Source organism: Putridiphycobacter roseus, assembly GCF_003234935.1.
Lineage (GTDB): Bacteria > Bacteroidota > Bacteroidia > Flavobacteriales_D > Crocinitomicaceae > Putridiphycobacter > Putridiphycobacter roseus.
Genome location: NZ_QKSB01000011.1, coordinates 1 through 18,354, shown reverse-complemented (window position 1 = coordinate 18,354; position 18,354 = coordinate 1). Strand labels below are relative to the sequence as shown.

Genomic DNA, 18,354 nt, shown 5'->3' with positions numbered 1-18,354 from the left:
TATTCACTGTTGTCCTCATATCCATAAATTCAATTGGGCAATCGAGTTTAAAAATGGACTACCCCGAAATTATTTTAGACGGGGTAGCAGTTGATGTATCCATTACCAATGTGGGAGAAAATTTCCCTGCCATCATCACGGTCAACAATCAAAAAATTGAGCTCGATTTCTCTGGGGAGCACCCTAGCTTTTCACACAAGTTTAAAAAAGGGGAAACATTAGATATAGAAGGTTATAAATTCAACCCGCCCACTAACCGAGTTATCCCTTTATGGATGTCGATTTTACCTCCTCTTTTCGCCATCTTTTTTGCCCTTATCTACAAAGAGGTTATCTTTTCTTTATTTTCAGGCATTTTTTTAGGAGGTGCCATTATTGGCTATTACGACAGTGGGTTTTTAGGAATATTTACTGGATTTTTAAGGGTAATTGACACCTATATTATTGACGCACTTAATGACTCTGGACACTTAAGCGTTATTGTTTTCTCTGTTTTAATTGGTGGTATAGTCGCCTTAATCTCGCGAAACGGAGGAATGAAAGGTATTGTAAATGGTATTGTAAAGTATGCTAAAAATGCAAGAAGCGGACAATTGACCACTTACTTTTTAGGATTATCTATATTTTTTGATGATTATGCCAATTCTTTAGTCGTAGGGAACACCATGCGTGCCATTACGGACAAATTAAAAATTTCAAGAGAAAAATTGGCGTACATAGTTGACTCCACTGCTGCTCCTGTTGCGGCCATTGCATTTGTCACCACATGGATTGGTGCCGAGTTGGGCTACATTCAAAATGGATTAGATAAAATTAATGTCGACTCTATGCAAATAGACGAAGGTGTTTACGGTATATTTTTAAATAGTTTGGCTTATTCATTCTACCCCATACTTACCCTCTTTTTTATGTTCTATTTAATTTGGCGAGAAAAGGATTTTGGCTCCATGTTAACTGCAGAAAAAAGGGCTAGAGCAGGTGTAATAGTCAATCCGGAAGAGAATGATGGGGACATAACAGAATTAGAAGATTTAGAACCAGTAAGCAACATTCCTCACCGTGCCATCAATGCGATTTTACCCGTTGCTATTATTGTTTTAGGAACACTATTGGGATTACTAGTTACAGGATTTCAAAGTTTAGAAAGTAACTTATTAAACCTAAATGAAAACGCTAATTACCAAAGTTGGTCAGACATTTGGAACGACATGCATTTATTAAAAATGCCGGCCGATACTTTTGGTCAAAAATTAGGCAGTTTAATTGGTGTATCAGATTCCTATACTGCATTATTATGGGCCTCACTAACATCCATGTTTGTCGCTATATTAATGACCTTATCTCAAAGAATCATGAATCTTCAAGACACTGTTGAGACGATTATTAAAGGGTTTAAATCCATGATTCCAGCCTTATTGATATTGATTTTAGCTTGGTCCCTTGCATTAGTTACAGAAGACATGCACACGGCAAGCTTTTTAGCACATTTAATTGATGGAAGAATATCTCCATGGCTAATTCCAGCCTTCACATTTGTCTTGGCTGCTTTTGTTGCTTTTTCAACAGGTTCATCTTGGTCGACCATGGCTTTGGTATACCCATTAATTCTACCAGCAGCTTGGCTATTATGCATGAATGAATCTATGTCACCGGACATTGCCATGCCTATTTTTTACAATGTGGTAAGTTCGGTATTAGCTGGCTCTGTTTTAGGCGACCATTGCTCTCCCATTTCAGACACAACAATTTTAAGCTCATTAGCAAGTGGTTGCAATCATATTGACCATGTAAGAACACAAATCCCTTATGCATTAACAGTAGGGACTATCTCCATATTTGCTGGCACGATTCCTTCAGCGCTAGGTTTACCTCCACTTATGTCATTCCTTTTGGCATTTCTGGTTATTATAGGAGTTGTTGAAATATTTGGAAAAAAATCTGTAGCCTAATGGGAAGATTGATAGCACTTGATTATGGAACAAAAAGAACTGGCATAGCCGAAACAGATGATTTACAAATAATCGCCTCGGGTTTAACTACCGTTAACACACCAGAGTTATTTAAATTCCTAGTGACTTATTTTGCTAAACACCAAGTTGACGCTATTATTTTAGGGGAACCTAAAAGGCTGAATGGTGAGCCCACGCACAATACAATACCGGTTCAAGAAATAAAGAAAAAATTAGAAGAAACATTTGGTCATATTTCTATAAAAATGGTTGATGAAAGGTTTACTTCCAAAATGGCATTTCAGACCATGATAGATTCAGGTTTAAGTAAAAAGAAAAGGCAAAATAAAGCTTTGGTAGATGAAATATCAGCTTGTATTATTTTACAATCCTATATGAGTAGTTTTTAAAAAAAATCAATATGCACCCTCTTCTTAAAAGAATAATCATTTTTGTCGGCATTGGCATGGTTCTATTTGTCATATTATATTTTTTGTTTACCAACTTTACTTACAGCGAAGGTACTAGGACTGGGCATTTGATAAAAACTTCTAAAAAAGGATACTTCTTCAAAACCTACGAAGGCCAATTAAATTTAGGTGGTTTTGGTACCGACCAATCAACAGGTATTATGGGGAACGTTTGGGACTTTTCCATAGAAGATGAAGCCATGTATCAAAAGATTCAAGGTTTTGAAGGAGAAAAAGTCACTGTATCTTACAAAGAGATTAATAAAGCCATGCCTTGGCAAGGCAAAACCAATTACTTTGTATACGACATAAAAAGTAAACAATAAACATTTACTCTTTCCAATTAATCTTGGTAGATAGCCATTACTGGGATATCCAAATGATCAATTAACATTTCAGCTAGACTATAAGAAAATAAACGTTGGTAAAAATTTCGATAATGATTGATTAAGCAAACCATGTCAATGTTATTCTCCTTACAATAAACGGACAAGGAATCGCGCAGATTAATCGAGTCAATAGACTTAAAAGTTACTTTATCTATATTTGCATAAGCTAAAGAGTCTTTAAATTGATCCATTTGAGGGACAATAGACTCACTATGGGCAAGGTCGACATGTATGACATGTAAGGTTGCGTTAAAAGTTTTGGTTTGCGCCAAAATCTCCAAAAGCGGTCCTTTTTCATCCTCCCGATAATCGACTAAAAAGGCAATATTATCAATAGCACCATCAAAACTCAACGGTTTAGGAACAGCAATAACTGGTTTATTAATTTTACTAACCAATTGCAATGTTTTGGTCTCCATAAAAAAATTGAATAATTGGTTTGAGTTCCTTTGGGCCCCCATAATCACCAATGAAATCTTATCCTCTTTTTTTTCAATATATGCTTTTACATTTGCAATAAATTCACCCTCCTCTACTATGTATTTTACTTTTACATCTTTTGCATGGTGTGCTTCCTTTAAATTTTCAAAAGGAAGAAATTTTTCTTTTTTATAGATAAAGTTTTTTAAATCATTTTCCCCATAAAACGCGATTGTCTCTTCTGAAATAGGGGCATTTGGATCAAAAGTATGGTAAACCACTAACTTAGATCCTGTTTTTTTTGCATATTCTAATGCGTAGATAAATGCATTATTAGAATGCTCAGTAAAGTTTGTAGGAAATAATATATTTTTCATATTTATATGATTCACATTACAATTTAGCAAAAAATTTAACAATAAACACCAGTATAATACTGACAACAAGACCAATTAAAACTTTTACTAAGTCTGAACCGAGAGATTTAAACATTTCCCGTCTGGCCTCTTTTTTTCTTAACACAAAATTTAAAGAAATTTCTCGACCAGCCAAAATCCCAATAAACACCCAAGTGGTACTCATTGGTACATCATTCATTTCTTTAAAATAAAAGAGAATAATGCCATAAACAAAATCAATAATTGTGGCTGATCTAATATCCACTGTATTGGTCTTTGATTTCACAATACCCTGAATAGCGCCACCTTTTGAAGCTATAATATAAGCCAATAGCGCTAAAATAACTACCAAAGAAAAAATCATGGTACCAATATCTAACTGACGTGGTAAATAGACATAGATATTTGCAAAATCTTGAATTAACCATTGGGACCATAAAAAACCAGTAGAACACCACTGTAATACGGTCCAAATGATATTACTTCTTTTTGAAATTGGGTTTTCAATAAATCGTTTTTCTAGAATTTTTGAAATCAATAAATACAACAATATAGCCGCCCCAAAAGCCACCAAATAACCAATAACTGATTTAGTTACCATACTGGTTAAATTTTTCTCGTTAAAAAAAGTAAGAATCAAAAAGGAGGTACTCACCGGAATACCAGTCCGGGTAAGCAGTAATAATATAAGGGGAGGTAAAAGGTAATACCAAGAAAAATGTTCGGGCAACGGATACTTTTCCAACCTGCCATAAGACACGTCACCGTTATGTGTATAATAACCATAAATCAATGTCACACTCAAAATCCCTCCTGCAAACAGCCAAAGGACCCACCACTTTTTTCTTTCATTAGAACTTAAAAAAGTACCTAAGGTTTGAATGGTATCGTTTCCTACCACTGAATAAGCAGCAAAAGTAAACCCTAAATACATTACAACAAGTGAAAAATCCATACGTTTAGCATAAAAATGCAGTACAAAAAACGCACATTAATTAGTGTTAACTATTAAGTAAAGGTTAAGATTAAATTAAAATTTCACAACTTTAAAGTTGTTATATTTGCAACTGATTTAAAATGATAGATAAAAACACGCCACCGAATAACTTATCTAACTTGAGTTGGATAGAAAAACTCCAAAAACGTTGGGGTGTTAATTATTTACAGGTACTTACCATTTTGTTTGTGTTTGCCATTACGGGTACCACTATTCTTTTAATAAAAAAACCAGTCCTCAGTTTTTTTTCCGAATCAGGTGAATCAAATACCTTATTTTCGATTCTTTATTACCTACTAATATTACCCATCTACAATATTGTATTGTTGTTTTACGGCTTCATACTTGGACAATTTTACTTTTTCTGGGAGTTTGAAAAGCGAACTTTCCGTCGAATAAAACAGCTATTTAGCAAAAAAAAATAACTTAATTACAATTCATCTACCCCAAACGACAATTCGTCGACTACCGTTTTTAATTCCATTCGTATTCACTGATATTTGACTTAAACCATCAAATATTATGAAAGCAATATGGATAATCGTAATCTTTTTAGCTCCCTATTACATTTTTTCTCAGCACACCATTACAGGAAAAATAACCAATGAAAAAGGATCCCCTCTCCTTGGTGCCAGCATTATTGTTTCTGGTACATATGATGGTACAATCACTAATCAAAAAGGTGTATTTAAATTTAAAACACAAAAAGTCGATTCGATCCTCCTAATTTGCCAGTACATTGGCTTTGAAACCCAACAAATCCCTTACCTCATTAATTCTGACACTTTAGACTTACATATTCGCATGAAGGAAAAATTCAACGAATTAGAGGCCGTTGTAATTACTGCAGGATCATTTGAAGCAGGCGACAAAAAGAAAGCCGTGCTTTTATCTGCATTAGACATGATAACAACACCTGGAGCTAGCGGAAATGTGGTAAACGCATTACAATATTTACCTGGAACTTCGAACAACGGAGAATCAGGAAAGCTATTTGTAAGGGGTGGCAGCAGTGATGAAAGTCAAACCTACATTGATGGAGCACTGGTACAAAATCCATACAACGCATCTGCTCCCAATACTTCTGTTAGGAGTAGATTCAATCCATTTATGTTTGAAGGAAATGTTTTTAGTACGGGTGGCTTTTCTGCCGAATATGGCGAGGCGCTTTCTTCTGTATTATTACTCGACACCAAAGGCATGCAAAATGAAGACCAATTAGACATTTCAATATTGTCAATTGGCCTGGGTTTAGCAGGTACAAAGAAATGGAAAAAAACGGCGGTAACTGCTAGTGTTGACTATTCGAATTTAACACCCTATATGAAATTAGTTCCACAAGGAATTCATTGGAACAAAATGCCAGAGAGTATTGAATCGGCGATCAGTTTCAGAAAAAAAACAAAAAAAGGTTTATGGAAAGTCTACGGTAATTATTCTCAAACAAAGTTTGACTTGATGGATTTTAACATTGACAGTCAAGTGGAAGACAAATTGAACTTGGCCAACAAAAATACCTACATCAACACTTCATATAAAGGAATTATTGGCAAGGAATGGGTAATGTACTTGAGCGGTGCATTTACCAATTATATTGAAACCATAAATATCAATTCAAACCTATTTGAAGAAACGACAAATGGCTTACACTTCAAATCCAAATTTACACATTCCTTTTCTAAAAAGTTCAAGTTGAATACTGGTGCTGAAGTATTCACCAATAATTACAATCAACAATTTAAAAGTACGGCAGCCAACATGAATCAAGAATTTTCAGACCAACACTTGGGATCTTTTATTGAGTTTGATTGGTATTTATCAAAGAAATTAGTGACACGCTTTGGAGGAAGATTTGACCATTCAACCTATTTAAAACATGAAAAACTTTCTCCTAGAATATCCATGGCTTACAAAATCAGTAAAAACAGTCAAATGTCATTTGCTTATGGACAGTTTTATCAAACCCCAAAAAATGATTTTATGCTGTACAGTAACAAATTAACATTCGAATTGGCCAATCATTACCTACTCAACTATTCTTTCACTAGAAACAAACGTTCGTTAAAAATAGAGGCATATTGTAAACCTTACAAAAACTTAGTGAAATTCAATTCAGCTTTACCTTTTTACGATCCTGCTTATTACAGCAATAAAGGAAATGGCTTGGCTTATGGTATAGACTTATTCGTTAGGGATAAAAAAACAATTAAGAATGGGGATTATTGGATTTCATACTCCTATTTAGATACCAAAAGAAATTATTTAAATTTCCCATCAACAGCAACACCTCGATTTGCGAGTAAACATAATATATCAGTAGTATACAAGCATTGGGTTAGAAAAATACGCACCTTATTTGGTGCTTCTTTTTCCTATGCTTCTCCTCGTTTTTTTAACGATCCCAATGAAATTTCATTTAACTGCCAACAAATGCGTGCTTACCAATCCTTGAATTTAAACGCCAGTTTTTTATACCGCGAAAATGTTATTTTTTATGCTTCTGCCACAAATGTTTTGGGCTACAAACAATCTTATGGCTATGAATTTGCAAATACCCCGAATGAAGCAGGAGTTTATGAAAAGGCCTTGATCACTCCTCCAGCAGATCGTTTTTTTATCATAGGTTGTTTCATCACTTTAAGTAAAACTGGCGACAAAAACCAACTGGATAAAATACAATAAACTTCATTATTACAATTCAACAGTAATAATCAACAATTCAGCATACTTTATTTTTATTTACAACTGAATAGAAGCATTTTTACACTAACCATTAAATCTGAATATTATGAAAACTTTAATCCTTACCCTAACACTTTTGCTTTCTTTTCATGGCTCCGCTCAAAATACAATGTTTGCACAAAAAATGGAAGAAGCATTGACGCAATATGAAAATTCTAAAACAGTGGAAGAGTTCACTAATACTTCCTTTAAGTTTCAACAAATTGCGAATGTAGCAACTGAAAATTGGCTTCCTGAATATTATAATGCCCTGTGTTATATTATGGCAAATTATTATGTTAAATCAGGTGTAGGCGCTGAAAAAGATGCCTTGCTTGACATAGCTGAACAAAGTATAGAGAAACTAAAAAAAACAGCAACAAAAGAAGCGGAAGTGTTCGCATTAGAAGCTTTGTATTATACCGCACGATTGAGTATAAATCCTATGGAACGCGGACAAAAATATTCAATACTTAGCGCAACATCCGTAGGCACGGCATTGGCTTTAGACCCTGAAAATTTAAGAGCAAGACAGTTGAAAATTGCGAATGCTTATGGAACAGCGCAATTTTTTGGGACAGATACAGCCCCATTATGTGAAGAAGCAAAAGCTTTACTTGCCACTTGGGACAGCTTTCCACCAAAAAGTGAATTCCATCCAGTTTGGGGTAAAAACTATTTGATTACCATGGCAAAATCTTGTTCGCCAGAAGAAAAAGTAACCATAATGGGAGTAGACACAATAACTACAAGTAAGTCAAATATTTTAACGATAAACATTACTGATTTGGCTTCAAACAATGGCAGCGTGCTACTGCAAGTGAAAGATGAAAACGAAACAGTCATTCAAACCATCAGCGGATCTATTGAGCAGAACAAATCAACAATATTCATTAAAAATTTAGCCTCCGGTCTATATTCCATCTCCTATTTTCATGATGAAAATTCAAACCTGAAAATGGACAGTGATAAATACGGAAGACCGACAGAGGGCTATGGATTTTCTAATAATGCAAAAGCATTAATGAAAGCACCAGATTTCAAGGAGACTATTTTTACATTCGATAAAGATTTAACCTTATCTTTAAAAACAAGAAACTAAAACATGAAAAGCAGCATCCTATACCCTTTTAAAAATTGGTGGTCATTTTTGTTGGCAAACCTAGGGCTGGGATGCATCATCACGCTCTTATTTTTCAACTTTAATTTTTCTATTACAAGAATGGCAATTGCTGTGGTATGGGCTGCAGCCATTTCAATCACACAATGGTTGGGCCATGCATATATTCAAGGCATAATAAATAAAAAATACAACTGGTTGAATTTTCCCCTCCAGCGTTTTATATGGACCGTAATATCAGTTGTTTTGTACTCGGTTTTAGCTTATGCTTTTGTGCAGTCAATAATGACATGGATAGTGGTAGGCCAATCCCCTTTAGTAACCATTACACAAGAAATTTCATATTGGGCCTTACCGGTTTATATTTCATTTTTTATTTCATTAATTACTGGGGCTATTGGATTTTTTGTGAATTGGAAAAAATCTGAATTAATTAGAGAACAATTAAAAACTGAAATGCTTAATTATAAATATGAATCATTAAAGAACCAGATCAACCCTCACTTTATGTTTAACAGTTTAAACGTGTTGACCGAGTTGGTTCATGAAGACCAAGATTTAGCCGTAAAATTCATCCAAAAATTCAGCGACATGTATCGCTATGTATTAGAAAGCAAAGACCATGATTTGCGACCATTAGAAGAAGAATTAATCTTTTTAGAAAAATATATTTTCCTACTCAAAATTAGATTCGAAGACAAACTGAATGTGGCCATTGATTTAGATGCCACCCCTACCGATTTGATTGTCCCCATTGCCTTACAATTAATTGTAGAAAACGCAGTGAAGCACAATGAAGTTTCCACACTAAATCCTTTAAATATTACAATAAAAAGGATAGATGATACCATAGTCATCAAAAACAAAATACGATTAAAAACGGATAAAATACACTCTAACAAAATTGGTTTAAAGAATTTGGAGCAGCAGTATGCCTTTTTTAACAAACAAATTGAAGTAAAGTTTGACAGTGATTACTTTATCGTAAAATTACCCATTCTAAAAGCAGCAGATAAATGAATGTATTAATTATTGAAGATGAATCGAGAGCGGCAATTCGCTTAGAAAAATTATTAGGTATGCTGGCGCCACACTTTAAAATTATTGCCAAGTTAGAAACGGTAAGGGAGAGTATTACTTTTTTACAAACCACAAAAGTTGACCTCATTTTTTCAGACATTCAATTGGCAGACGGGTTGAGCTTTGAAATTTACAGTCAAATTTCAGTTGATTGTCCTATTGTATTCACTACGGCTTACGACCAATACGCCATCATAGCTTTTGAGACCAATGGTATAGATTATTTATTAAAACCCATTGCCGAAGAACGCTTAAAAAAAGCAATTAACAAATTTGAACAATTTCAAATAACAGCTTCTCCAGTGATAGATTTACAAAATTTAATTCAACAAATTACCAAAGAGACAAAAACCTATAAATCAAGATTTATGATTAAGGTTGGGGAAAAGATAAGATCCATCCCAATTACAAGCATTAATGCCTTTTACAGTGAGCAAAAAGGGACCTACTTATTGACCAATGAAGGGCGTAACTATGTTTTAGATCAATCACTAGAAGAAATAGTTCATCTGTTAGACCCTACGCTTTACTTTAAAATCAATAGAAAAATCATTGTTAACATTCAAGCCATTACTGAAATTATAGCACACAGTAATAGCCGATTAAAAATAGTAATTCCGCACCTAAACCTAGTTGAAGTAGTGGTTGCTAGAGAAAAAGTAAAGGCTTTTAAAAGTTGGATAGACGCTTAAAGTAAACGTATTCCTTTGTCTTCAATTGTAATAATCTTTTCTTTATACAAACTTCCAATTGCCTTTTTAAATGACTTTTTACTGATTCCAAAAATGTGTTTGATGGTGTCAGGAGAAGACTTGTCAGTCACTTCCATATAACCTGCTTGGGACTTTAATTTATCCAACACTGATTTGGTTACGTTATCAATATTCCAATAACCTGCTTTTTGCAAATAAACATCAATTTTTTCGTCTTCACGGACTTGCTTGATGTATCCTTTAATAAAGTCACCTCTTTGAATAGGTTTAAAAACTTCATTTTCGTATAGCAGTCCCCAAAATTCATTATTAATAATTACTTTATAGCCTAAATCAGTTTTTGAATAGACCATTAATCCTACTTCTTGATCTGTTTCAAATTCGTGAGGTATTTGGTCTAAAAATCGGTCTACTTTTGTCGAACCTGTAATACGTTCTGTCATTTCATCTAGGTAAATCTTCACAATTACCTTCTCCCCTATTCTTAGATCCGCTTTTTGTTCGGCAAATGGAATCAATAAATCTTTGGCTAAGCCCCAATCTACAAAAGCGCCCATTGGAGCAGTATCCACAACTTCTAGCAATGCAAAGTCATCAACCATGGCCAATGGAAAATCAGTAGTCGCAATAATTCTATCCTCTGAATCGAGGTAAATGAAAACATCAACAGATTCACCGACGATACAAGCTGGCGTGATATATCTCAAAGGCAATAATATTTCACCAAAATCCTCTCCACCGTCTAAATACATTCCGAAATCAACCTCTTTTACAATTGTAAGGTGATTTATTTTACCAATATTAACCATAATGCAAATATACGATTCAAACCATAAGAGTTACAAATTATTTTATTTGAATAACAGATAAAATTTATTTTTTTTAGTTAGACCTGTATAAAATTCATAAACATCTGATTTTATTTACTTTGAAATAAAAACATGATAACCTACTTTTAGGATCTAATTAATAACCAAATGTCTATGAAAAAAACATCTACCTAATAATTATAGTAATTACACAATTGGTATGAGCAGGATGCGACATTTTGAACATTCATAAAATGTTTGCCAATGTGAATGCCGATACTTGTTTAATTACAAACCCTATTACTTATGAAGCAGGTTATGGAATAATTAATCCAACTGAAAAAACGAACTACACAAAATTGATTATTAATAAATAAAACCCCAATATTATGAGAAAATTTATTCTTTTTAGTGCATTATTTTTTAGCACAAGCCTAATGGCGCAATATGTGCATCTTGAAGCCAATAAAGTAAATGCTTTTTTATCGGCAACGCCTTTTCTTTTTTCAAACATCAACACCAATAGAGCAGGATACGAAGTCCCTAAAACCAATGATTTTACTGGTCCAAAAACAATTTACAATAGTTCCTTTTGGTTTGGTGGATTAGATAATAATGGCGATTTACACACTTCAATAAATAGGTCTGTAAATTCTACAGTTCAATTATCATTTGGGCCAATTGCAGATGACTATTTTCATCCTAACTATCCATTACGTTACACTAAAGTATATACAGTTACTAAAAGTGAAATTCAATATCATCTAAATCATTTTAACGACCCTGGATATGTGACACCCAATAATATTTTAGATTGGCCAGCAAATAGTTTTGGCAATGGAGAAGCCACACTTCTCGCCCCTTATTTCAATAATTATGGATCACTTCTATACCAACCTGAGGATGGAGATGTACCATTAATTAGAGGAGATGAAGCTGCATTTTTCATCTTGAATGATGCTTCTCCCTTTACTTCAATGACAAACCGAACACCTTTAAATATTGAAGTCCATATAATGGTATATCAATATCATGAAAGTGGTAATTTGGACTCAACCACTTTCATTAATTTAAAAGTAATCAACAGGTCTGAAAACACATACCAACAATTCAAAGTGGCAAATTTTACAGATTTTGACATTGGAGGTGCAGAAGATGACCTTGCTGGATCCTCTAGCATAAGAAATTTAATTTACGCCTATAATGGAGACAATATTGATGATGCGGGGTCAAACCCATATAAGTTCGGAGAAAATCCACCTGCTTGTGGCATAAAACTTTTAAATCAAACCATGCAGTCAGCTGCAATTTTTTTAAATGCGGGAAATTATGGCGGAGGAGGTACTGAGGACACAACATTTTGGAATTATTTAAATGCTAAATGGGGTGATGGAAGTCCAATGACAGTTGGCGGATATGGGTTTAACGGTACAATACCAACCAATTACATGCATGATGGTTCTCCTACAGATACAAGTTCATCAACAGAGTTTAGCAACATGAATTCTTTAGGAGATAGGCGAACATTATTGACCGCTGACCCAATAGATAATTTCGGACCAGGAGATATCATTTGTTATGACTTTGCAGTAATAACATCTAGAGCTGGTGGGAATTCTTTAACAAATGTAGACAGTTTGTTCGCTGTGGCGGACTATGTTCAGAACTTTTATGACCAACAAACTAATTATTGTGAAGATGTAATTTTAGGTGAAAATAACTTTAAACAAACAAATCAAGCATTAAACCTATACCCTAACCCGGCTCAAAATCAAATCAGTTTATATTACGAAGGAGATTACAACCTGTCTATCATTGACCTAAATGGTAAAACTGTTTTCGAGCAATTAAACAATACCAATTCAGTAAAAGTTNGAACTAGATATCCCGAATGGACTTTATGTCGTAAAGGTAATTTCAGAAGGAAAAACGAACTACACAAAATTGATTATTAATAAATAAAACCCCAATATTATGAGAAATATACTAACGATACTGACCTTGACGCTCTCTCAATTCGGCATGACGCAATACGACACTTTGAGCATCAATAAAATGTTTGCCAATGTGAATGCAGATGCTTGTTTATTTACAAATCCAAGTACTTATGTTGCAGGCTATGGAATAATGGACACTTCGGGCACAATCATTAAAACCATTTATAATAGTTCTTTTTGGATTGGCGCCAAAGACGAAGACGATTCAGTACGTGTTTGTGCCAATATGTTTACCTCAAATAATAAAGATTTTAAGACTGGACCGGTGGCAAACAATTACAGCAATCAAAACTTTATTGACCAATACAACTATATTTACACAATTACCTCTTCTCAAATTCAAACCCATAAAAACCATTGGAGCCAACCTAGCTATGTCACTCCATACGATATTGCCAATTGGCCAGGGAACGGAAATACAAGCAATGGTGAAGCATCACTTTTAGCTCCTTTTGTCGACAACAACGGAAACGACCTCTACGAGCCGCAATTAGGAGACTACCCCTTAATCAGAGGAGATGAAGCCATGTACTTTATTTTAAACGACAATGATGGCAACCACCCACATTCAGGAGGTAAGAATATGGACATGGAATATCATTTTATGGTGTATCAATACGCCGTAAACGGTTTTTTGGACTCCACCACCTTTATCAATTTAAAAGTGATCAATCGCTCTCAGAAAACCTACAATCAATTGATCGTTGGAAATTACGTTGATTTTGACATTGGTGGAATTAATGATGATTACATAGGATCTTCGGTCGATAAAAATATGGTTTTCGGTTATAATGGAGACTCCTTTGATGATAGCGGGTCTAATCCTTATAAGTTTGGAGCAAATCCTCCAGCTTGTGGTGTTAAGCTATTAAATCACAACATGAATGCAGCAGGATTTTACAATAATGCAGGAGGTATTCAAAGTGACCCAGTGGTAGACTCTAGTATTTGGCGTGCTTTAAACGCTTCTTGGGGGAATGGATTACCATTTACATACGGAGGTAATGGACTAGGGGGCAACACAGCTCACAATTTCATGTATGATGGCAACCCAAATGATCCAAATTCATGGAATGAAGCCAGCGCTTCAAATACTGTGGGTGACAGGCGCGCTTTTATCGCTTCAACACCAATTGATAATTTTGCTCCTGGTGATTTTATTTGTTACGACTATGCCGTGCTTTACTCAAGGAATGGCGGCAATAACTTACTGAATGTGAATGGACTTTTGGATGTAGCAGACAGTGCGCAATTATTTTATAATGAACAACAACATTTTTACTGTCAACAAGTGGTTTTAGGTTTAAATGAAACGCAAGAAGCAAGTAACAAATTAGCGCTTTTTCCCAACCCTACTCAAGATCAATTTAGTATTTCAGTTGAAGGAACCTTTACCATTGAAATTTATGATTTGAATGGAAAGTTAATTGCTTCAAGCGCAAACAGGAATGCTACAGACCGCATTCAAGCACCAAAGGCAAAAGGTATTTACATGGTAAAAGTAATTCAAGACAACCAAGTAACAAAGGTTTTAAAATTGATTAAAGCATAAAATAGCTTTTAAAACACACCAACAAAAAAGGCGGCATTCTAATGAATGTCGCCTTTAATTTTTTGAAAATTTAAATATTATACAGTAATCAACTCTGCTTTGGGATACAATAGCATCCATTTGTCAAGTTGTTCTTGCGTTTTTAAAGTAATTGTTGTTTTACTATCTAATTGTAATTTAAACTTTGGAGTAGAATTTTTGATTTCATTAAGAATTTTCTCTACTTTCTCTTTGGTTTTCTTTCTAGCCATGGTTTGAAAATAATAATTTGTTTATCAAATAAACGGAAAAAGTTTAACAAAACTGTAATTTACATACAAAATATTTTGTTTTTTTTATTTTTTTAACATATATCAGTGCAACAAGCGGAACACCATTTCCTTCATCAGGGCGGCATCAGGTATACCTGAAGCATCTACCCCTTTAGCCGTTAAATCATACTCCCTCAATATATTAAAGTTTCTAGATATGATTTTTGGTGGATGTTTTGACTTTTTTGAAAGCATCTCTTTTGCCGGATATGGGTGAATTTTTAATGTCGTTGCAATTTGTCGTGGATCTGTAGTTTTTAAGAAATGAATCTTAAATAGACGTTGATATAAAGTTAATAAATTTGAAATTACAGTAATAATATGCGCTGCTTTTGGATTTTGTTCAAAGTAATTAATAATTTTTAGTGCTTTTTGAAAATCTTTATCCAAAACGGCATTTACTAATTCAAAAACATTATAATCCTTACTGATTCCTATATTCTTTTCTATATCTTTTTCTGTAATTTGTTGCCCATCTTCCACCAACAAAAACAATTTTTCTAGTTCATTAGCTAGTCGCGACAAATCATTTCCTACAAATTCCGCAATCAAGGCTACCCCCTTATCCGTAATTTGCTGTTTTTGCTCTGTTACGTAAGCTCTAATCCACTTACCCAGCTCATAGTCTTTTACACCTACAGATTCATATACAAAAGCTGTTTTAGCCAATAGCTTATACATTCTTGATCGCTTATCAAATTTTTTATATTTGAATGCAAATACCAAAATAGTATCTGGTGAAGGCGCTGTAAAGTAGCTTTCAAACACCTCCCATTGACTTGCTTTTGTATACTCTTGTGCTTCTTTTACAATCACTACCTGCCTTTCGGCCATCATGGGTAGACGCGAAGCTGCATCTACTACTTGAATTGGAGGAGTATCTTTTGCGTAAACAATAGTTTGGTTAAAATCTCGCTCTGACGCATCCAATACATTGTTGCTAATATAATTGACAATCTTATCCATATAAAACGGCTCTTCCCCATGCAATAAATAGATGGGAGAGAACTGCTTGTTTTTTATATTTTTAATTACGTCTTTATAAGTCACTTTAACAAAGTATAGATGGTTACTTAAATTTATTTTTTTCTAAAGAAAATACGAATTGGCACCCCTTCAAAATTGAATCGTTGGCGTAATTTATTTTCAATAAATCGTTTATAATCGTCACGAATATATTGTGGTAAATTACAAAATAATGCAAAAGAAGGCGAATGCGTAGGTAATTGGGTAACAAATTTAATTTTAATAAACTTACCTTTTACAGATGGTGGCGGACTTCGTTCTATCACATCTTGCAAGAAGTTATTCAATTCAGAAGTTGGGATTTTTTGCATTCTATTTGCATATACCTCCATTGTCTTCTCGAGTGCTCTGTGCAGTCTTTGTTTAGAAATAGTAGAAGTGAAAATAATTGGCACATTATTAAATGGTGCTAAATCTTCTCTTAATTTATCCTCATATTCCTTAACATACTCTGGACTTTTATCTTCGATTAAATCCCATTTGTTTACCAATAAAACAACACCTTTTTTATTCTTTTCAATGATATAAAAAATATTTAAATCTTGTTTTTGTAGTCCTTCAGTAGCATCTATCATCAAAACACAGACATCAGAATACTCAATACTTCTTACAGAACGAATAACAGAATAATATTCAATGTCTTCATGTACTTTATTTTTCTTACGAATACCTGCCGTATCCACTAATTTAAAGTCGAAACCAAACAATTTAAAATCTGTATCTATCGAATCTCGAGTTGTCCCAGAAATATCGGTTACTATATTCCGCTGCTCCCCTGTGATGGCATTAATAAAAGATGATTTCCCTACATTTGGTTTTCCAACAATAGAAATTCTAGGAACATCTGACTCTTCTTCATCCACATCATCTTTAAATACTTTCACCAAATCATCCAATAATTCACCGGTACCGGATCCATTAATAGACGAAAGGTTGTAAACATCCCCCAGTCCGTAATTAAAAAATTCGAAAGCATCATTTGCTCTCGTCGCATTATCCACTTTATTTGCGACAACAAAAACTGGTTTTTTAGCCTTTCTTAATATCGCAGCTACAGATTCGTCCAAATCTGTAATACCAACAGTGACATCAGATACAAATATGATAGCGTTTGCTTCCTCTATAGCAATTTCCACTTGTTTTCGTATCTCTGATTCAAAAATATCATCTGAACCCCTTACATATCCACCTGTATCAATCACACTAAATGCTCGACCATTCCACTCTGAAACGCCATAAATTCTATCGCGAGTCACCCCACTCATCTCTTCAACAATCGCACTTTTTGACTTTGTCAAGCGATTAAATAAAGTAGATTTCCCTACGTTGGGTCTTCCAACAATTGCAATTATATTCGACATATTAATATCCGTGTTTTTCTAATTTGTTATCGTTACCACGCCAATTCTCATCTACTTTGACGAACATTTCCAAGAACACTTGTTTCCCTATGAATTGTTCAATGTCCTTACGGGCATCAATACCAACATATTTTAATTTTTGGCCTTGGTGTCCAATAATGATTCCTTTTTGTGTTTTACGTTCTACATAAATAATTGCTCGAATACGAACAATTTTTAATTCTTCTTTATATTCTTCTATTTCTACTTGAGTAGAATAAGGTATTTCTTTTTTGTATTGTTCAAATATTTTTTCTCTAATGATTTCTGAGATAAAAAATCGCAAAGGCTTATCCGTTAATTGATCCTTATCATAATAAGGTGGATTTTCAGGAATCAATGCTATAATTTTTTCCCAGATGAGGTCTACATTAAAGTTTTCAAGTGCAGAAATTGGTAAAATTTGCGCATTTGGCAAAATTTCTGCCCACTGTGCTACTTTTGCCTCCAACTTTGTTTGATCTCCTAGATCAATTTTATTAATCAATACAATTACAGGTATACTTGTTTTTTGAATTCTAGCCAATGTTTCTTTGTGATTCATGGTTTCTTCAAAAATATCTGTCATTACTAACAGCACATCTGCATCTTTTAAAGCTGAATTAACAAACTTCATCATGTTTTCATGCAATTTATAATGCGCGTCTAACACTCCTGGTGTATCTGAGAAGACAATTTGATAGTCTTCTTCATTTACAATTCCAAGAATTCTATGACGAGTTGTTTGGGCTTTGGAGGTAATTATAGACAATTTCTCGCCTACTAAACGATTCATTAAAGTGGACTTACCTACGTTTGGACTTCCAATAATATTTACGAATCCGGATTTATGTGACATTTTTTTTAAATTAAAGACAAAATATTTTGTTTTGCAAAGAAACAAAATATATATTTGCACTCGCAATTAAAACAGAAGTTATTTAACTAAAAATATATTGCGGGGTGGAGCAGTTGGTAGCTCGTCGGGCTCATAACCCGAAGGTCATAGGTTCGAGTCCTGTC

At 34.0% G+C, this 18,354-nt stretch carries 17 protein-coding genes and 1 tRNA gene; 11 read left to right on the top strand and 7 right to left on the bottom strand.

The features are described from left to right. The first annotated feature begins 53 nt into the window (after positions 1 to 53). Genes DNU06_RS14275 through DNU06_RS14265 form a run of 3 tightly spaced genes read left to right on the top strand, consistent with a single transcriptional unit; the run spans position 54 to position 2,745 of the window. Entirely contained in the window at positions 54 to 1,949 is a 1,896-nt protein-coding gene (locus DNU06_RS14275) for a Na+/H+ antiporter NhaC family protein (protein ID WP_233503042.1), read from the top strand. Next, entirely contained in the window at positions 1,949 to 2,359 is a 411-nt protein-coding gene (gene ruvX, locus DNU06_RS14270; protein ID WP_111064175.1) for a Holliday junction resolvase RuvX, read from the top strand. Before DNU06_RS14275 ends, ruvX begins: the two co-directional genes overlap by 1 nt. Before the next feature lie 11 nt (positions 2,360 to 2,370). Continuing rightward, complete coding sequence (locus DNU06_RS14265; RefSeq protein ID WP_146239260.1) at positions 2,371 to 2,745, top strand: 6-phosphogluconate dehydrogenase; 375 nt, start codon at positions 2,371 to 2,373, stop codon at positions 2,743 to 2,745. 17 nt (positions 2,746 to 2,762) lie between these two features. Here the strand turns inward: DNU06_RS14265 and DNU06_RS14260 are convergent, their stop codons facing one another. Beyond that, entirely contained in the window at positions 2,763 to 3,605 is an 843-nt protein-coding gene (locus tag DNU06_RS14260) for a universal stress protein (RefSeq protein WP_111064173.1), read from the bottom strand. Positions 3,606 to 3,621: 16 nt separating this feature from the next. After that, positions 3,622 to 4,581 (bottom strand): hypothetical protein, encoded by a 960-nt coding sequence (locus tag DNU06_RS14255; protein ID WP_111064172.1) that lies wholly within the window; start codon positions 4,579 to 4,581, stop codon positions 3,622 to 3,624. Positions 4,582 to 4,703: 122 nt separating this feature from the next. Here DNU06_RS14255 and DNU06_RS18155 point away from each other — a divergent pair, with 122 nt between their 5' ends. From DNU06_RS18155 to DNU06_RS14230, 5 genes are all read left to right on the top strand, one after another. Next, the gene (locus DNU06_RS18155) at positions 4,704 to 5,048 is read left to right on the top strand and encodes a DUF6787 family protein (RefSeq protein WP_111064171.1); all 345 of its coding nucleotides are present in this window, start codon (positions 4,704 to 4,706) and stop codon (positions 5,046 to 5,048) included. A 97-nt stretch (positions 5,049 to 5,145) separates the two neighbouring features. After that, positions 5,146 to 7,305, top strand: coding sequence for a TonB-dependent receptor (locus DNU06_RS14245; RefSeq protein WP_111064170.1), 2,160 nt, complete (start codon positions 5,146 to 5,148; stop codon positions 7,303 to 7,305). 106 nt (positions 7,306 to 7,411) lie between these two features. After that, the gene (locus DNU06_RS14240; protein ID WP_111064169.1) at positions 7,412 to 8,446 is read left to right on the top strand and encodes a DUF2141 domain-containing protein; all 1,035 of its coding nucleotides are present in this window, start codon (positions 7,412 to 7,414) and stop codon (positions 8,444 to 8,446) included. Between the two features lie 3 nt (positions 8,447 to 8,449). After that, the gene (locus tag DNU06_RS14235) at positions 8,450 to 9,484 is read left to right on the top strand and encodes a sensor histidine kinase (RefSeq protein WP_111064168.1); all 1,035 of its coding nucleotides are present in this window, start codon (positions 8,450 to 8,452) and stop codon (positions 9,482 to 9,484) included. Further along, entirely contained in the window at positions 9,481 to 10,236 is a 756-nt protein-coding gene (locus DNU06_RS14230; protein ID WP_111064167.1) for a LytR/AlgR family response regulator transcription factor, read from the top strand. Before DNU06_RS14235 ends, DNU06_RS14230 begins: the two co-directional genes overlap by 4 nt. Here DNU06_RS14230 and DNU06_RS14225 read toward each other — a convergent pair. After that, on the bottom strand, positions 10,233 to 11,066 hold the full coding sequence (locus tag DNU06_RS14225; RefSeq protein WP_111064166.1) for a CvfB family protein: 834 nt from the start codon (positions 11,064 to 11,066) through the stop codon (positions 10,233 to 10,235). The genes DNU06_RS14230 and DNU06_RS14225 overlap by 4 nt on opposite strands. A gap of 239 nt (positions 11,067 to 11,305) precedes the next feature. Between DNU06_RS14225 and DNU06_RS17865 the strand changes: the two genes are divergently transcribed. Both DNU06_RS17865 and DNU06_RS14215 read left to right on the top strand, forming a co-directional pair. Then, on the top strand, positions 11,306 to 11,443 hold the full coding sequence (locus DNU06_RS17865) for a hypothetical protein (protein ID WP_158526907.1): 138 nt from the start codon (positions 11,306 to 11,308) through the stop codon (positions 11,441 to 11,443). Between the two features lie 1,597 nt (positions 11,444 to 13,040). Beyond that, complete coding sequence (locus DNU06_RS14215) at positions 13,041 to 14,615, top strand: T9SS type A sorting domain-containing protein (RefSeq protein WP_111064164.1); 1,575 nt, start codon at positions 13,041 to 13,043, stop codon at positions 14,613 to 14,615. 77 nt (positions 14,616 to 14,692) lie between these two features. On the opposite strand, the gene DNU06_RS17860 is transcribed toward DNU06_RS14215, so the two are convergent. The 4 genes from DNU06_RS17860 to era form a co-directional block, all read right to left on the bottom strand. Continuing rightward, positions 14,693 to 14,866, bottom strand: coding sequence for a hypothetical protein (locus DNU06_RS17860; protein WP_158526906.1), 174 nt, complete (start codon positions 14,864 to 14,866; stop codon positions 14,693 to 14,695). Positions 14,867 to 14,968: 102 nt separating this feature from the next. Further along, positions 14,969 to 15,976 (bottom strand): DNA polymerase III subunit delta, encoded by a 1,008-nt coding sequence (gene holA, locus DNU06_RS14210; protein WP_111064163.1) that lies wholly within the window; start codon positions 15,974 to 15,976, stop codon positions 14,969 to 14,971. Positions 15,977 to 16,005: 29 nt separating this feature from the next. Then, positions 16,006 to 17,313 carry a ribosome biogenesis GTPase Der gene (gene der / locus DNU06_RS14205; protein WP_111064162.1) on the bottom strand — a complete coding sequence of 436 codons (1,308 nt, stop codon included), beginning with the start codon at positions 17,311 to 17,313 and terminating at the stop codon, positions 16,006 to 16,008. A 1-nt stretch (position 17,314) separates the two neighbouring features. Continuing rightward, entirely contained in the window at positions 17,315 to 18,190 is an 876-nt protein-coding gene (gene era / locus DNU06_RS14200; RefSeq protein ID WP_111064161.1) for a GTPase Era, read from the bottom strand. A gap of 106 nt (positions 18,191 to 18,296) precedes the next feature. Between era and DNU06_RS14195 the strand changes: the two genes are divergently transcribed. After that, positions 18,297 to 18,354 (top strand) — tRNA-Met (locus DNU06_RS14195).

Excerpts from the sequence above, each read along its gene's own strand:
- DNU06_RS18155 (WP_111064171.1), top strand. The coding sequence starts at position 4,704 with ATGATAGATAAAAACACGCCACCGAATAACTTATCTAACTTGAGTTGG.
- DNU06_RS14230 (WP_111064167.1), top strand. The coding sequence starts at position 9,481 with ATGAATGTATTAATTATTGAAGATGAATCGAGAGCGGCAATTCGCTTA.
- DNU06_RS14225 (WP_111064166.1), bottom strand. The coding sequence starts at position 11,066 with ATGGTTAATATTGGTAAAATAAATCACCTTACAATTGTAAAAGAGGTT.
- der (WP_111064162.1), bottom strand. The coding sequence starts at position 17,313 with ATGTCGAATATAATTGCAATTGTTGGAAGACCCAACGTAGGGAAATCT.
- DNU06_RS14260 (WP_111064173.1), bottom strand. The coding sequence starts at position 3,605 with ATGAAAAATATATTATTTCCTACAAACTTTACTGAGCATTCTAATAAT.
- DNU06_RS14235 (WP_111064168.1), top strand. The coding sequence starts at position 8,450 with ATGAAAAGCAGCATCCTATACCCTTTTAAAAATTGGTGGTCATTTTTG.
- DNU06_RS17860 (WP_158526906.1), bottom strand. The coding sequence starts at position 14,866 with ATGGCTAGAAAGAAAACCAAAGAGAAAGTAGAGAAAATTCTTAATGAA.
- DNU06_RS14215 (WP_111064164.1), top strand. The coding sequence starts at position 13,041 with ATGAGAAATATACTAACGATACTGACCTTGACGCTCTCTCAATTCGGC.
- DNU06_RS14245 (WP_111064170.1), top strand. The coding sequence starts at position 5,146 with ATGAAAGCAATATGGATAATCGTAATCTTTTTAGCTCCCTATTACATT.
- ruvX (WP_111064175.1), top strand. The coding sequence starts at position 1,949 with ATGGGAAGATTGATAGCACTTGATTATGGAACAAAAAGAACTGGCATA.
- DNU06_RS14275 (WP_233503042.1), top strand. The coding sequence starts at position 54 with ATGGACTACCCCGAAATTATTTTAGACGGGGTAGCAGTTGATGTATCC.
- DNU06_RS14255 (WP_111064172.1), bottom strand. The coding sequence starts at position 4,581 with ATGGATTTTTCACTTGTTGTAATGTATTTAGGGTTTACTTTTGCTGCT.
- DNU06_RS14240 (WP_111064169.1), top strand. The coding sequence starts at position 7,412 with ATGAAAACTTTAATCCTTACCCTAACACTTTTGCTTTCTTTTCATGGC.
- DNU06_RS14265 (WP_146239260.1), top strand. The coding sequence starts at position 2,371 with ATGCACCCTCTTCTTAAAAGAATAATCATTTTTGTCGGCATTGGCATG.
- era (WP_111064161.1), bottom strand. The coding sequence starts at position 18,190 with ATGTCACATAAATCCGGATTCGTAAATATTATTGGAAGTCCAAACGTA.